At 34.6% G+C, this 14787-nt stretch carries 12 protein-coding genes; 11 read left to right on the forward strand and 1 reads right to left on the reverse strand.

The window, feature by feature from the left end; genetic code table 11:
- Position 1 precedes the first annotated feature (1 nt).
- The 11 genes from BW986_RS03280 (at position 2) to BW986_RS03325 (ending at position 12490) form a co-directional block, all read left to right on the forward strand.
- The gene (locus BW986_RS03280) at positions 2–1195 is read left to right on the forward strand and encodes a glycosyltransferase family 4 protein (protein WP_076365077.1); all 1194 of its coding nucleotides are present in this window, start codon (positions 2–4) and stop codon (positions 1193–1195) included.
- Positions 1179–1799: a sugar transferase gene (locus tag BW986_RS03285; RefSeq protein ID WP_076365079.1), complete on the forward strand. Its 621-nt coding sequence runs from the start codon at positions 1179–1181 to the stop codon at positions 1797–1799. Before BW986_RS03280 ends, BW986_RS03285 begins: the two co-directional genes overlap by 17 nt.
- Positions 1796–2419, forward strand: a complete 624-nt coding sequence (locus BW986_RS03290) for an acetyltransferase (RefSeq protein WP_076365081.1) — start codon at positions 1796–1798, stop codon at positions 2417–2419. Before BW986_RS03285 ends, BW986_RS03290 begins: the two co-directional genes overlap by 4 nt.
- 17 nt (positions 2420–2436) lie before the next feature.
- A complete protein-coding gene (locus BW986_RS03295; protein WP_076365083.1) occupies positions 2437–3600 on the forward strand; it encodes a DegT/DnrJ/EryC1/StrS family aminotransferase in 1164 nt (387 codons plus the stop codon).
- 244 nt (positions 3601–3844) lie between these two features.
- Complete coding sequence (locus BW986_RS03300; protein WP_076366277.1) at positions 3845–5074, forward strand: nucleotidyltransferase domain-containing protein; 1230 nt, start codon at positions 3845–3847, stop codon at positions 5072–5074.
- 1352 nt (positions 5075–6426) lie between these two features.
- Positions 6427–8364, forward strand: a complete 1938-nt coding sequence (locus BW986_RS03305; RefSeq protein WP_076365085.1) for an asparagine synthase-related protein — start codon at positions 6427–6429, stop codon at positions 8362–8364.
- A gap of 79 nt (positions 8365–8443) precedes the next feature.
- Positions 8444–8569, forward strand: coding sequence for a paeninodin family lasso peptide (locus BW986_RS29475; protein ID WP_142244520.1), 126 nt, complete (start codon positions 8444–8446; stop codon positions 8567–8569).
- A gap of 99 nt (positions 8570–8668) precedes the next feature.
- Entirely contained in the window at positions 8669–9607 is a 939-nt protein-coding gene (locus BW986_RS03310) for an aldolase (RefSeq protein ID WP_076365087.1), read from the forward strand.
- Positions 9601–9906, forward strand: coding sequence for a lasso peptide biosynthesis PqqD family chaperone (locus BW986_RS03315; RefSeq protein WP_076365089.1), 306 nt, complete (start codon positions 9601–9603; stop codon positions 9904–9906). The genes BW986_RS03310 and BW986_RS03315 overlap by 7 nt, the downstream gene beginning before the upstream one ends.
- 31 nt (positions 9907–9937) lie before the next feature.
- A complete protein-coding gene (locus BW986_RS03320; protein WP_076365091.1) occupies positions 9938–10414 on the forward strand; it encodes a lasso peptide biosynthesis B2 protein in 477 nt (158 codons plus the stop codon).
- Positions 10415–10690: 276 nt separating this feature from the next.
- The gene (locus tag BW986_RS03325; RefSeq protein ID WP_076365093.1) at positions 10691–12490 is read left to right on the forward strand and encodes an ABC transporter ATP-binding protein; all 1800 of its coding nucleotides are present in this window, start codon (positions 10691–10693) and stop codon (positions 12488–12490) included.
- Between the two features lie 912 nt (positions 12491–13402).
- On the opposite strand, the gene purF is transcribed toward BW986_RS03325, so the two are convergent.
- Complete coding sequence (gene purF, locus BW986_RS03330; protein ID WP_076365095.1) at positions 13403–14773, reverse strand: amidophosphoribosyltransferase; 1371 nt, start codon at positions 14771–14773, stop codon at positions 13403–13405.
- Between the last annotated feature and the right edge of the window lie 14 nt (positions 14774–14787).

A 14787-nucleotide genomic window follows, 5' to 3' on the forward strand; every position in this document is an offset into this window, starting at 1 on the left:
TATGCAAAATAAAAAAGTACTACAAATTTGTGCAATTGATTTGAGTGTTGATGCTCTATTAAAGCCATTGATACTCAAGTCAATGGAGGAAGGGTATGAGGTACATAACGCATGTACAGACACAGGACGATTTGAAAGGTTAAGAACGGAAGGGTTGACGATGGTGGATATAAAAATTGATCGCCAAATCAACCCTGTTTCTAATCTCAAATCAGTTATTAAACTATTCAAGTTAATGAAAAGGGAAAAGTATGATATTGTCCATGTGCATACACCAATTGCCGCGTTAATAGGTAGGGTTGCAGCCAGACTGGCCGGTATAGAAAATATCATTTATACGGCTCACGGTTTTTATTTTCATGAAGATATGTCACCTAGACAATATAAACTTTTCTATTATATCGAAAAATATGCTGCCCGCTTTTTGACAGATTGGCTCCTCTTACAAAGCAGAGAAGATTATGAGCTTGCTTTAAAAGATAAATTCTGTCATAAAGAAAATCGTATACTGCATTTGAGTAACGGTGTTGATATCCATAATAAATTTAACCCTAACCTGAAGTCACTATCGAAAATAGATGAACTTAGATCTAATCTTGGTATTGATCAGGGGGATGTTGTGTTTATGTTTGTAGGACGGTTAGTAAAAGAAAAAGGAATTTTTGAGCTATTAGAAGCTTTTAATGGTATTTCCAAAAAGCATAATAATATTAAACTGGTATTAATAGGAAGTCTGCTGGAAAGTGAACGTGACCAGAGTAGTTATCATAAGATGAAAGAGTTATTAAATAACACAGGGATTATCCAATTAGGATTTAGAAAAGATATTCCTGATCTAATGGCTATAACTGATGTATTTGTTCTGCCGTCTTATCGTGAAGGCTTACCAAGATCTATTATTGAAGCAATGTCAATGAAGTTACCGGTTATTGCAACAAATATTAGGGGATGTCGGGAAGAAGTGTTTAACGAAAGAAACGGTTATTTGGTAAATAAAGGTTCATCAAAAGAATTATCTGACAAGATGATCCAACTTTTATTAAATAAAGATAAAAGAATAAAATTCGGAAACGAGAGCCGGAAAATTGTAGAAGAACTATTTGATGAAGAAAAAGTGATAAATAAACAAATAAATTTATTTAACTATTTAATTTCTAAAAAGAAAAAGAGTGATTATATTGAAAAGACTATTTGATTTTATTTTCTCTTTTTTAGGGCTTATCTTTTTGTCACCCGTTTTTTTGATAACTGGTTTGCTTATAAGGTGTAAGTTAGGATCACCTATAATATTTAAACAACAACGTCCTGGAATGTATGGAAAGTCGTTTAATGTTTACAAATTTCGCTCTATGACAGACGAGAGGGATGAAAAAGGTGAATTGCTGCCAGACCATGTGCGTTTAACAAAGTTTGGACAGTTACTCCGCAAGCTTAGTTTGGATGAATTGCCCCAACTGTTTAATGTATTAAAAGGTGATATTAGTCTAGTCGGTCCTCGTCCGTTATTAATAGAGTATTTGGAGTTATATACACCTGAGCAAGCTAGACGGCATGAAGTCCGTCCAGGTATTACTGGCTGGGCACAGGTAAATGGTCGAAATGCTATTTTATGGGAGGAAAAATTCAAATTGGATGTTTGGTATGTTGATAATCGTTCTTTTTGGTTGGATATGAAAATCCTATTTATGACAGTGCATAAGGTGTTTAAGTCTGAAGGTATTAGTCAGAATGGCCATGTTACCATTGAAAAATTTAGAGGTACACATCAAAAAGACTCAATGCAAGAGAGGCGTGTATGAAAAAGATCTGTATTATTGGGCAGGGTGGCCATAGTAAAGTAATTAAGGATATCTTACTTTCTTTAAAGGAATACGAAATAGGGGCATATTTAGATGACAGATTTATAGATACTAAACATAAGAATGGGACTTTATACGGTCCTATTTCCCTAGTTAATCAATTGATAAGTAACTCCCAATTTAGTTTTATTGTTGCAATAGGAAATAATGAAATTCGTAAGAAAATTGTAGAAACATTAAAAATTCCGTACGACCGTTATGCACTTCTTATACATCGAAGTGCAATTATAAGCCCAACCGCTTCAATAGGATTAGGAACGGTTGTAATGCCAGGTGCCATTATTAATGCAGATACTCAGGTTGGACAGCATGCTATAATAAACACAGGTGTGGTTGTAGAACATGAGAACAGAATTGGGAATTTTGTTCATCTCTCACCAAATGCTACATTAACTGGAAATGTTCAAGTAGATGAAGGAAGTCATATCGGCGCAGGTGTAACGGTTATTCCAAATATAACCATAGGTAATTGGTGTATTGTTGGTGCAGGAGCAACTGTTATACGAGATGTAGGGGAATTCAAAAAAGTAGCAGGGACACCTGCTAAATTAATAGAATAGTAAAAGGTCGTGATATTATGACACAATCAACTATACAGCAGAAAAGAATATTTTTGTCATCACCACATATGAGTGGGAACGAACAAAAATATATTAATGAAGCGTTTGAATCTAACTGGATTGCGCCGCTTGGTCCAAATGTTGACGCCTTTGAAAAAGAATTGGCTGAGTATGCGGGCACAAAGGGCGCAGCGGCACTCAGCTCCGGTACAGCAGCAATCCATTTAGCGTTACAATTGTTAGATGTAAAACAGAACGATAAAGTGTTCTGTTCCTCCCTTACATTTATTGCTAGCGCTAACCCGATTGTTTATCAGAAGGCAGAGCCAGTCTTTATTGATTCAGAGCCAGACACTTGGAATATGTCCCCAAAATCATTAGAAAGGGCCCTTGTTGAGGCAAAGCAACAAGGCAATCTTCCAAAAGCAGTTATTGTGGTGAATTTATATGGCCAGAGTGCTAAGATGGATGAAATTGTATCACTTTGTAATCAATATAGAGTGCCTATTATTGAAGATGCAGCTGAATCGATTGGTTCAACATATAAAGGAAAGAAAAGCGGAACTTTCGGTAAGTTTGGGATTTATTCATTTAATGGAAACAAAATTATTACTACATCTGGCGGTGGGATGCTCGTGTCAGATGATGAAGAATCGTTACGGAAAGCTAGATTTTTAGCCACGCAAGCACGTGATTCTGCTATGTATTACCAGCATAGTCAGATAGGTTTTAATTATCGTATGAGTAATATTCTTGCAGGTGTAGGACGTGCGCAGCTAGAGGTATTGGACAACCGTATAAATGCTAGACGGTTAGTTTTTCAACGATATGAACAAGCTCTAGAACAAATTGAAGGCTTACAATTTATGCCTGAACTAGAGGATACGTTTTCTAATCGTTGGTTAACTACTTTAACAGTAAATAACGAAAAACTCGGATTTTCTCCAGTGGATATAATTAATTCACTAGCGGATGTAAATATTGAAGCAAGGCCTGTATGGAAACCACTTCATCTCCAGCCAATTTTTGAAGGGTGCAAATACTATTCCCATGATGAAAAGGTAAGTATCTCAGATCACCTCTTTGCAAACGGTATCTGCTTGCCATCAGGTTCAAATATGACGATTGAAGAACAGGAAAGAGTAATTAACACTATTTTAGTTACACTTTCTAAAAAATAATATTAATCAATTATTTTATTGAAAAATAAAATCTTTTTAATATCTTTATTATAAGCAATTAACAAGATGAAAATCATATGGCTGTTTTGAAATAACTGATACTATTAGTATCTCGTTATGATTACAGTCTTTTTTGAATGGGAATTTTTAGCCAAAAGTTTATCTTGAAGTAGTGGTACTAATATCAGGAAGAGTTCTAATGAGGGGAATTATCAAAATTAGTAAAATGCCTAAGGAGGAGTCAATGGATAACAATTTCAATCTTGATTTTGATTTATTATCTAAGGAATTATGTTTGTTACTTGAGATCCTGAAGATAGAAGATGAAAATAGCATAAAGAAATTAAGTATTGAATTACCTAAAGATATTGATTGGGAGAAATTTCTGAGTTTAACAAGACATCATCGGGTTTATCCATTAATTTATTCAAAGTTAATTAAAATTGATGAAAAAATTGTTCCTTCACATGTTATTCAAACCTTGTACAATGATTATAAAAAAAATACGTTTCAAATGCTACACTTAAGCGGGGAAATGGAACAAGTAAGTAAAGTGTTTACAGAAAATCAGATTCGACTTCTTTTTTTGAAAGGTCCTGTAATTGCAGCGGACTTATATGGAGATATTTCCTTGAGAACTTCAAAGGATTTAGATATTCTAATTCAAATTACCGATTTAAAAAGAGCAGACGAGTTTTTATTGATTTTGGGTTATGAAAGAGAGGAAATCCCATGTGCCAAGTGGAAATGGATGAATCATCACGTAACCTATTTTCACCCTCAAAAGAGGATCGAGATTGAACTTCATTGGAGAATCCACCCTTATCCTACAAAGGTGCCGAATTTTAATGAATTATGGGAACGTAAAAGGATTAGTGAAATCACAAGCTATCCTGTCTATTATCTTGGAGTAGATGATTTGTTTTTATTCCTAGTTGAACATGGTGCTAGACATGCTTGGTTTCGTCTACGTTGGTTGGTAGATATTGATCAAATTCTAAGAAAAAGAATTACTAACAATAATATATTACAAAAAAATCAGCAAAACAATCAGCAAAACAATCATTCAGGAGGGCAAGCAATTATATTAGCTTCTCAGCTATTAAACACTCCAATCAATCAAGAGATGCATCTATTATCAACTGAGAAACGTTCAAGAAAGCAAGCACAAATGGCGTACTTTTTCATAATAGAAATGGGTAATTTAAATGAACTCCAGCATAAAGATAATATGGCTAATTATCAAAAGCATCATACGTTATTGACAAATGTGAAGAAATATTTCTCCCTTAATCGTTATTTATTTTCACAGAAGTCGAATGTGCATAAGTTTATATTTATTATTAAATTATTTTTCCCAAGTTCTATGGATGTAAATACTTTGAAGTTGCCTAAATTCCTTCATTTTTTATATTTTCCATTACGTCCTTTTTTGTGGTTCTGGAGAAAGACAAGGTACAAAGTTCTTAAATAGAAAAAATATCTAAAACAAAAAAGTGTTAATTTAATAGTTTAGTATTTTGTGTTTTCTTTCTGCTGCATAGCTTTTCTATATCTATTTTTATTTCCATCATTTATATATTCTTTGGGCGTGACAATTAATATGTGGGGTAGGGGAAAACACCCTATTCCTTAACTTTATATACGATAATCAAATCTAAACTGAAGAAAAAAATATACTTTCTGGCGATTTTGAACACTGTTTGTTCATTAGCTTTGTACATTTTACACCTTAGAAATTCAGTAGTTATAACCACCCATCTCTGCCTCCTCCTTAAATTCGAATGGATTTCTATCCCATCAATAAAGTAATCCAGCGTTTTGGTATTTCTTAATCATTTATAAATGGTAAGCAAATCCTTATTTTTCATGAATGTGTTGGGAGTTAAAAAATCTTGATTGTTTTTTATGATTAAATAATTGAAAATTTATTTTGCTTACTGTAAAAACAGGTTTTTCTTTTTCCTATTTTCCCGGAATAAAAATTTTCATTCATATCGGTCAATCAGGTAATTTTGAACGGAAAACTCCTTCCTTTCTACTCTTAATTTTACTTCATCATTAGGCAATATATCTTTTGAAAAGAGCTATTAGAGCAAAAGATAGTGCGTTTCTTAGGCCTCTTCAACGTCATCTCCAAATAATTTTATACAATAGTTGTGATATTTTGTAATGATTTGCAATCTGTAGAATAAAAAACTTTTATTCTTCCATTTAATGTATATTTATATAGTATAAATTATTTTCTTTACGTTTTTACCCCCTAAAACAAAAATATAATTAGCATAAGATAATGAGTTTATTTATTCACAAAAGTGTTTAATCATTGTTGAATATAATGTTTCAAATGTTAGATTTCGAGAATTTCCTTCTTCACCATTTTGATAGCTTCTTTCCCACTGACTGGCCTTTCTGTATGCTAAAGAAGGTGTAATGCGTGTGGCTAAAATAGCTAATTTATGCAGCCTGTTCTCTAAGTCACAATCATTGTGAAGGATGTATTTTAAATTGACACAGAGAAAAATAAATGATATTTTTAACTTAGTGGATTCGTTATAAAGAACGAAATATTCTTAGTGAAGTACGAGTGAGAATGTATATTCATATGTTGAGGAAAGGATGAATATAAATGCCTCTATTTCTAATGAAAGAAATATGGACACCTTTAAAATTAGTCGGGGTTAAATTCTTTAAATCAGATGATAGAAGTATTTTCATCAAAATAATGAACCAACGTAGAAGGAAGTTAAAATAAGTATACTTGATGTTCATAACCTAAATGAGTTAAAGGTATCGATATATTAACATAACAAGCAGGGGGAAAACATGAGTGCTATAGCCGGTATTTATCATTTGAATGAAGAGCCTGTAAATCTCCAGTATGGTCGTAATTTAATGACGGCTTTACAGAAATACCCTGCTGATTCTATCCAAATATGGCATTCAGAAAAGGTCTTTCTCGGTTGCCACGCTCAATGGATTACTCCTGAATCTGTAGGTGAACAGCTTCCGTACCACGATTCTGAAAGGCAGTGTACAATCACAGCTGACGCTATTATTGATAATCGTGAAGAATTATTCGACAAACTACATACTAGTAAAATTGATAGAAGTATTCTAACTGATAGTCAACTTATTCTATTAAGTTATCAAAAATGGGGAGAAGAAACTCCTAAGCATTTAATCGGTGACTTTGCATTTATGATTTGGGATCAGAAGAAAAGAAAGTTATTTGGGGCAAGAGATTTCGCAGGGAGTAGAACGCTTTATTATCACAAAAATCATGAGAAATTTGCTTTTTGTACAACTATTGAACCTCTTCTTACATTACCATATATCGAAAAAAAACTGAATGAGCAGTGGTTAGCGGAGTTTTTAGCAATTCCAGGGATGAATGATACTGTAGATGCTTTTTCAACAGTCTATAAAAATATAGATCAAATACCTCCCTCCCATACAATATCAATAGTGGAAAATAAAGTAATACTTTCGAGATATTGTTCCATAGTAGATAGTGAGAAATTGCACTTGAAATCAAATAACGAATACGAAGAGGCTTTTAGAGATGTTTTTCAAAGAGCAGCTACTTCGAGATTACGTACACACCGTAAAGTGGGAGCCAATTTAAGCGGTGGATTGGATTCAGGATCGGTTGTCAGCTTTGCTGCAAATACCCTCCGAAACCAAAACAAAAAATTATATACCTTTAGCTCTATCCCTATTGATGAATTTGATGATTGGACCCCAAAACAACGATTAGCAGATGAGAGACCACTTATTAAATATACAGTTAATCATGTTGGAAATATCAATGCTAAGTATTTAAAGTTTGAAGGCCAAAGCTCATTATCAGTACTAGATGATTGGCTAGAAATAATGGAAATGCCCTATAAGTTTTTTGAAAATTCCGTCTGGGTGAAGGGTATATATGAAGAGGCTAACAAGCTTGGAATAGGAGTATTGTTAAACGGTGCAAGGGGGAATTTTACAATTTCTTGGGGACCGACTTTTGATTACTATGCCTTATTATTAAGAAAAATGAGATGGATCCGCCTTTATCATGAAGTAAATTCTTATAGCAAAAATATGGGAGTAAAAAGATCGAGAGTAATGAAAGTGATTGGAAAAAAGGCTTATCCTTTTCATTCTAATATCAAAGCAAATAATCAAGATGATTCGCCATTATTAATTAATGATGATTTTGCTCGGAGAACTAAAGTTTTTTCTAAACTAGAGGAACAAGGAATCAATATAATGGGCGTTAATCCTACAAATATTAATGAGATTAGGAAAAATCATTTTGGTTATCTGAATGTGTGGAATCCAACGGGAACAAGTGGAACTAAATTATCCTTGCTGTATTCATTACAGGGACATGACCCTACGAATGATTTACGAGTTATTCAATTTTGTTTATCCCTTCCTTTGGAACAATTTGTGCAGAATGGTTTAGATCGATCACTCATTAGACGATCCACAAAAGGGTATTTGCCTGATGACATTAGATTAAACCAGAAAACTAGGGGAGTTCAGGGTGCAGATACCATTGCTAGAATGCTCCCAAACTGGAATGCATTTATTGGTGAAGTGGAACAGCTTAGTCAGGATCCGTTAATAGCTAATTTTTTGAATATGGGAGCAATTAAGAAGGCACTTAACAAGTTTCGCACAGAACCCCAGCCTAATGTAGCCTTTGATTCTGAATTTAGAATTTTAATGAGAGGTTTAATTGTTTATCGTTTTCTTAAAAGGCTATGTTTATGATGATGGTTGAAAAAAGAAGAATCAACCATATAGTTTAACAGAGCCTATTAAATAACCTCATTGAAGGGAGGTGACAAAAATGAAAAAAGAATGGCAAACTCCAAAATTAGAAGTACTTAACATTAACATGACTATGGCAGGTCCTGGTATAACCATCCCTGATGCTACGCAGAATGATCCAGATGAAACGGTTCACCATAGTTAATTAAAGATTTGATTGTTTTCCCCAAGTAATAACTGCTCTTATACAATTTTTAAGGTATAAGGGCTTTGATTAATTTTTCTAGTATTTGGAGTGAAAGAGATGGTAGAGATTGTACAAAATTTAGGTTATAGAGCTTTCGGATTGAACCTTTTTAGTGAAATACCCCTTCCTGAAGTACCCAGACTCGGAATTTCCAAGGACATGACCGATGTGGAAATTGAATACGGGGATTTATCAGAGCTTTGGGAGAAGCAAGTTCTTTTGCCAAAACAAAAATATGTTGTTGAGGATCATATGGTTATGTTTCAAGTTCCAGGCATTGCCATATTCAAGATTCAAGAAGGAAAGAAAATTACCATTTCACCTATATCAAATTCCGATAAGGATCATATTCGACTATATATTCTTGGAACATGTATGGGGATTATCTTACTTCAGAAAAAAGTATTACCTTTGCATGGAAGTGCAATAGATATAAATGGGAAGGCATATGCTTTTATTGGTGATTCAGGGGCGGGGAAATCAACACTTGCTGCTGCCTTTTTAAATGAAGGATTTCAACTTTTAAGTGATGATGTTATCCCTGTTTCTCTATCAAAAGACAATAAACCTTTTATAACTCCCTCATATCCACAACAAAAACTATGGCAAGAAAGTTTACAAGCTTTTGGAATAGAAAAGAAAGATTACCAGCCTTTATTTGAAAGGGAAACAAAATTTTCTGTACCAGTTGCGTCTAGTTTTTCAAATGAACCTTTACCATTAAGCTCTGTATTCGAATTAGTAAAAACAGAGCATGGAGAAGTTACACTACAAAAAATAAATCAACTAGAACGTTTCCGAACTTTATTCTGTCATACATATCGTAATTTTCTAGTCCCACGATTAGGCTTAATGGAGTGGCATTTTATGGAATCGGTAAATATTTTAAATAAAATCCATATGTATAAATTGCATCGGCCTAACACAGGATTTACAGTCAATAATCTTGTATCTCAAATATTAGAAAATATAAACGAGGAGGATTCTTTATTTTGAAAACACAACAAATTACGTTAGAAAAAGCAATTCTACAAAGTCCAGGAAACATTGTTAGTGACATGGATGGAGAAAAAGTGATGTTAAGTGTTCAAAAAGGAAAGTATTATAATTTAGGTAAATTGGGTGGAGAGATATGGGATCTAATGAAGGAGCCCATTACGATTCATGAGTTAATTACAACATTACAGTCTCAATATGATGTAGCACAAACAGAGTGTGAGGAGCAAGTTACGGAATTTATAAATCAATTGTTAGAGCAAGGCCTAGTTAAAATAGAAGATAGAATCAATTCCTAGTATCATGAATGTCTAGCTCTAGGAGGAAACAATGAATATCACAAAGAAAGCTCGTAATTTTCTTCGATTGAATTATAAAACAAAGCTGCTGCTTATTGAAGCCTTTTTACATTTAGGTAGAGCCCGTTATCTTAAGAGCATCTCATTTTCAAAAGTTGCTCCTTCACTTGGTGAACAAATGAAAGAGACCTCATATACCTTCAATTCATCGAATAAAGAGGTATTAGCCAGTATATCGCGAGCTATTCATATTATGAGTCGCTATACTTTTTGGGAAAGCCAATGCCTTGTAAAAGCAATGGCTGGAATGAAAATGCTGGAGAAAAGAAATATTGATAGTACTCTTTATTTAGGGACAGCTAAAGGTGAGAATGGAGAACTCATTGCACATGCTTGGCTACGCAGCGGTCCTTTTTATATTACAGGTGCTGAAGTGATGGATAGGTTCACGGTCGTTTCTAAATTCGCTAAAGAGAACAGCAATGAAAAGGTACAAGAATCTAGTTAACGTTCTCGATACCTATTATTATAGGGGGAATGTTTAACACGATCTCCTCCGGAAACGGTTGTTTATAATAGAGTGTATATAAAGAAACAAATTCCTATTTCTACGAATCACCAACCCCATTCGTATTCTATTATATCCATTAGGTCGAAGTTCTTATAAACCTACAATGTGCCCCAATACCCTTCCTTCAAATGTCGTAACTCAGCAAAATTGTAAAATGCTATGTAGACATTCGGGATAAAAAAGAAACAAGCTCTGTGATAGGAGGATATGATTTTGAAGCATCTCTTGCATTTTACCAAGCGGATACATGATTATTCGGGGAAAATTCTATATATCAATCTTATTTGTATGATTTTAATAGGTTTATTAGAGGGTGTAGGAATTTTCTTATTAATCCCGTTGATTGGATTGACCGGTATTTTAGATATTAGTACAGAGGAAGTTCCTTTTTTAAGTTGGGTTAATGAATTATTCATAGGAATTCCTGAAACGATTAGTCTTTTATTGATACTGGGAGTTTACGTGTCATTAATGGTAGGACAAAGTATTTTTAAGCGGAATCAAACAATCTTAGGTGTGAAAATCCAACAAGGTTTTATTAGACATTTAAGAGATGAGGCCTATGGAGGTTTGCTGCAAGTAAATTGGGGATTTTACCTGAAAAAGAGGAAAACTGATATCATCAACATCATGACAAATGAAACCTTCAAAGTGAGTGCAGGTATTAATTTATTCTTACAGTTCTTATCTTCTCTTATTTTTACTTTCATTCAAATCGTTATAGCACTTTATCTATCTGTTACAATGACTAGTTTTATTATAGTTTTTGGATTGATCCTAATCTTCTTCTCCAGGAAATTCATCAAAAGGTCTCAGGCTTTAGGAAAAGAAAGCTTCCAACAAACACAAACATACTTAGCTGGCATTACGGATCACCTTAATGGAATGAAGGATATCAAAAGTAATTCATTAGAAGATTCTCATTTGAGTTGGTTTCTTTCCTTAACTGAAAAAATGGAAAAAAACAGAATTAAGTTAACTACATTAAATACAACTTCTCAAATGATCTTCAAAATTGTTTCTTCATTTTTAATTGCGATTTTTGTCTTTTTTTCAATAAAAATGTTCATGGCCCAGCCAGCACAATTAATGTTGATAATGGTTATTTTTTCAAGGTTATGGCCAAGGTTTACAAGTATCCAATCTAATTTAGAGCAAATAGGATCTACTCTTCCATCTTTTAAGGCATTGTTAGATTTACAAAATGAATGCAGGGAAGCAAGAGAGTTATATGATTCGGATTATAAATATAGTAAGCCTATTGAAATAAAACATGGGTTAGATTGTCGTAATGTTTATTTTAGGTATAATCCAAATGAAAACACCTATTCACTTAAAAATATAAATGTACAAATACCTTCTAACCGTATGACGGCTATTGTTGGCCGATCAGGGGCGGGAAAAAGTACTTTAATTGATATTTTAATGGGATTAAATCAACCCGATCGGGGCGAGGTCAGTATAGATGGTATCCCACTTACTAGTGATCACTTATTATCACTAAGGAAATCGATTAGTTATATACCGCAGGATCCGTTTCTCTTTAATGCAACTATACGGGAAAATTTGATGATTATTGACCCGAATGCAAGTGATGAATCTATTTGGGAGTCTTTAGGGTTCGCCGCTGCAGATGATTTTGTCAGTAAGCTTCCACAAGGTCTTGATACACTCATTGGTGATAGAGGAATTCGACTGTCAGGAGGAGAAAGACAACGACTTGTACTAGCTCGTGCTATTTTACGTAAACCATCTATCCTTGTCTTAGATGAGGCAACAAGTGCTTTAGATACGGAAAATGAAGCGAAGATTCAAGCCGCTATTGAAAGGTTAAAAGGAACGATGACCATTATTGTCATTGCTCATCGGTTATCGACAATTCGTAATGCGGATCAAGTATTGGTAATGGATCAGGGAGAAATTATTCAAGTCGGTGAATATAACCAACTAGCGAGTGAAAAAAGAGGGATGTTTAGCAATTTACTAGGTATCCAAATAGAATCAAGTATGTGATTCTCTAATTAAATCCGATTTGCCGACCTTTCTTAATAACATTGGGTAGACACAAAAAAATGAATTTCTTTATGCGGATTAATCAATCAAATAATGGGTATTATTATATGAATTAAATAAAGAGTAACTATTTAAAGCAATGACTCATATCTAGAGAGCGGTTGCTCTATTGACTGGGTTAATTAAGAAAGGGTGAATTTTTTTAAAAATGCCTTTATACCAAATGAGAGAAATATGGACACCCTTAAAATTAGTAGGAGTTAAGTTTTTTAAATCCGATGATAATAGTATTTTCATCAAGGTTTTTAACCAACATCGAAGAAGGTTAAAGTAATATGTTTTGATATAATGAGTATTAACCTAAATGTACCTCCATAGTGTTAGGAGAACCACTTTAGCAAAGCATCTAGCGTGTTAAATAAAACTCATTAGTTTGTTTATTGAGAGCCTAAAATAAAAAAGTTTTAGGCTCTTTAGTATGCTTGGTTTTAAAGATCCATCATGTACTAGCCCGAGGAATTTTACGTAAACCATCGATCCTTGTTCTAGATGAAACAACAAGTGCCCGAAAGACACAAAGGAACCTTGACCAATATTGTAATTGCTCATCGGTTATAGACGATTCGTAATGTGGATTAGTATTGGTTTTGGAGTAGGGTGAAGAAGCCTAGTAACACGAAACTCTTAAATCCCGGTTCAGCATAAACTTGAACACCTTAAAAAAGTTGTATAGATAAGTGTAGTCCATCCATTTGGAGAGAGAAAGAAAGAGAGAGGTAAGTAATTGTAAGTGGTAAGAGAAAACAGTGACAAAATCCATGGTTTAATAGTAGGAAAATGGCAGGCATCACACAAAGACAGTTGTTTTTGTGTGGGTGCCTGCCATTTTTATCCTACTTAAGCGGTATCACTTCAAATATTAGTTGGGTATGCACCACTAAAACAGGCTACACAGCGACTGCTAGTTTCTCCAAGATCCACATCTACAGCCTCTAATAACCCTTCGGTGCTTAAAAAGGCTAATGAATCTGCCCCGATAACCTGTCCCATAGCTCGTTCGTGTTCGTGTTTGTTGGCAAATAGTTCTTCCTTAGTTGGCATATCCACTCCATAAAAACAAGGGTTTCTAACCATAGGTGAACTAATTCTTACATGGACTTCCTTGGCACCTGCTTGTCTAATCAATTGGACAATGCGCTTGCTTGTCGTTCCCCTAACAATCGAATCATCGACTAATACCACCCTTTTTCCTTCCAAAATTTCTTGCACAGCGCTTAATTTCAGTCGAACAGCTAAGTCGCGCAATTCTTGCGTGGGCTCAATAAAAGAACGACCAGCATAAGGGTTTTTAATAATCCCCATTTCATATGGAATTCCTGATTGTTGGGAAAAACCAATGGCGGCAGGGACACTTGATTCGGGAACTGCAACGACAACATCAGCTTGTGTCGGATGTTCTTTTGACAGAATTTGACCTAATTCCTTCCGGATTGTTAAGACACTTCTTCCTTGAATAACGCTATCTGGACGGGCAAAATAGACAAATTCAAAGGAACAAAGGGATACCTTACCTTTTTCCGCAAATCTTCCAGTTTGAATTCCATTTTCGTCTATAAGAAGCCATTCACCTGGTTCAACTTCCCGCCAGAACTTAGCATCAACCGCATTTAAAGCGCATGTTTCTGAGGAGGCGATGATTGATTCACCAATTTTTCCAAGGCTAAGCGGACGTAACCCATGACGATCCAGGGCAATTAGCATTTGTTTTTCAGTCATTATAATCAAGGCAAATGAACCGTCGATACGTTTAAGCATATCAGGTGCGCTTTCTGCGAAATGCTGTTTACTTGAACGAGCTATTAAGTGAGCAATAATTTCAGTATCGGTCGTTGTTTGAAATATGCTTCCCTGCTGTTGTAACACATCCCGTTCTATCCTTGCATTTACGAGGTTGCCATTATGAGCAACAGCCAGGTCCCCCTCGCTATATTTAAAAACGAGGGGTTGTGCGTTTTGCAGTAAACTTTCACCAGAGGTTGAATATCGTACATGGCCAATGGCCATATTTCCAATTAGTCCATCAAGGATGTCCCGTGAAAATACATGGGTAACTAATCCCATTCCCCTGTGATTCCTGAATGATTTCCCATCACTAGCCACAATTCCTGCACTCTCCTGACCACGGTGTTGAAGTGCATGAAGTCCGTAATAAGTTAATTCGGCTGCTTTGGGGTGATTAAATACTCCAAATACCCCACATTTCTCCTGCATTTCTGAATCCATTTTTCTCTTCCTCC

Origin of the sequence: Peribacillus simplex, from assembly GCF_900156045.1 — a bacterium.
GTDB lineage: Bacteria > Bacillota > Bacilli > Bacillales > DSM-1321 > Peribacillus > Peribacillus simplex_D.

Bases quoted from the DNA above. Each gene is read 5' to 3' on its own strand.
- BW986_RS03280 (WP_076365077.1), top strand. From the start codon at position 2: ATGCAAAATAAAAAAGTACTACAAATTTGTGCAATTGATTTGAGTGTT.
- BW986_RS03290 (WP_076365081.1), top strand. From the start codon at position 1,796: ATGAAAAAGATCTGTATTATTGGGCAGGGTGGCCATAGTAAAGTAATT.
- BW986_RS03295 (WP_076365083.1), top strand. From the start codon at position 2,437: ATGACACAATCAACTATACAGCAGAAAAGAATATTTTTGTCATCACCA.
- BW986_RS03300 (WP_076366277.1), top strand. From the start codon at position 3,845: ATGGATAACAATTTCAATCTTGATTTTGATTTATTATCTAAGGAATTA.
- BW986_RS03305 (WP_076365085.1), top strand. From the start codon at position 6,427: ATGAGTGCTATAGCCGGTATTTATCATTTGAATGAAGAGCCTGTAAAT.
- BW986_RS29475 (WP_142244520.1), top strand. From the start codon at position 8,444: ATGAAAAAAGAATGGCAAACTCCAAAATTAGAAGTACTTAACATTAAC.
- BW986_RS03310 (WP_076365087.1), top strand. From the start codon at position 8,669: ATGGTAGAGATTGTACAAAATTTAGGTTATAGAGCTTTCGGATTGAAC.
- BW986_RS03320 (WP_076365091.1), top strand. From the start codon at position 9,938: ATGAATATCACAAAGAAAGCTCGTAATTTTCTTCGATTGAATTATAAA.
- purF (WP_076365095.1), bottom strand. From the start codon at position 14,773: ATGGATTCAGAAATGCAGGAGAAATGTGGGGTATTTGGAGTATTTAAT.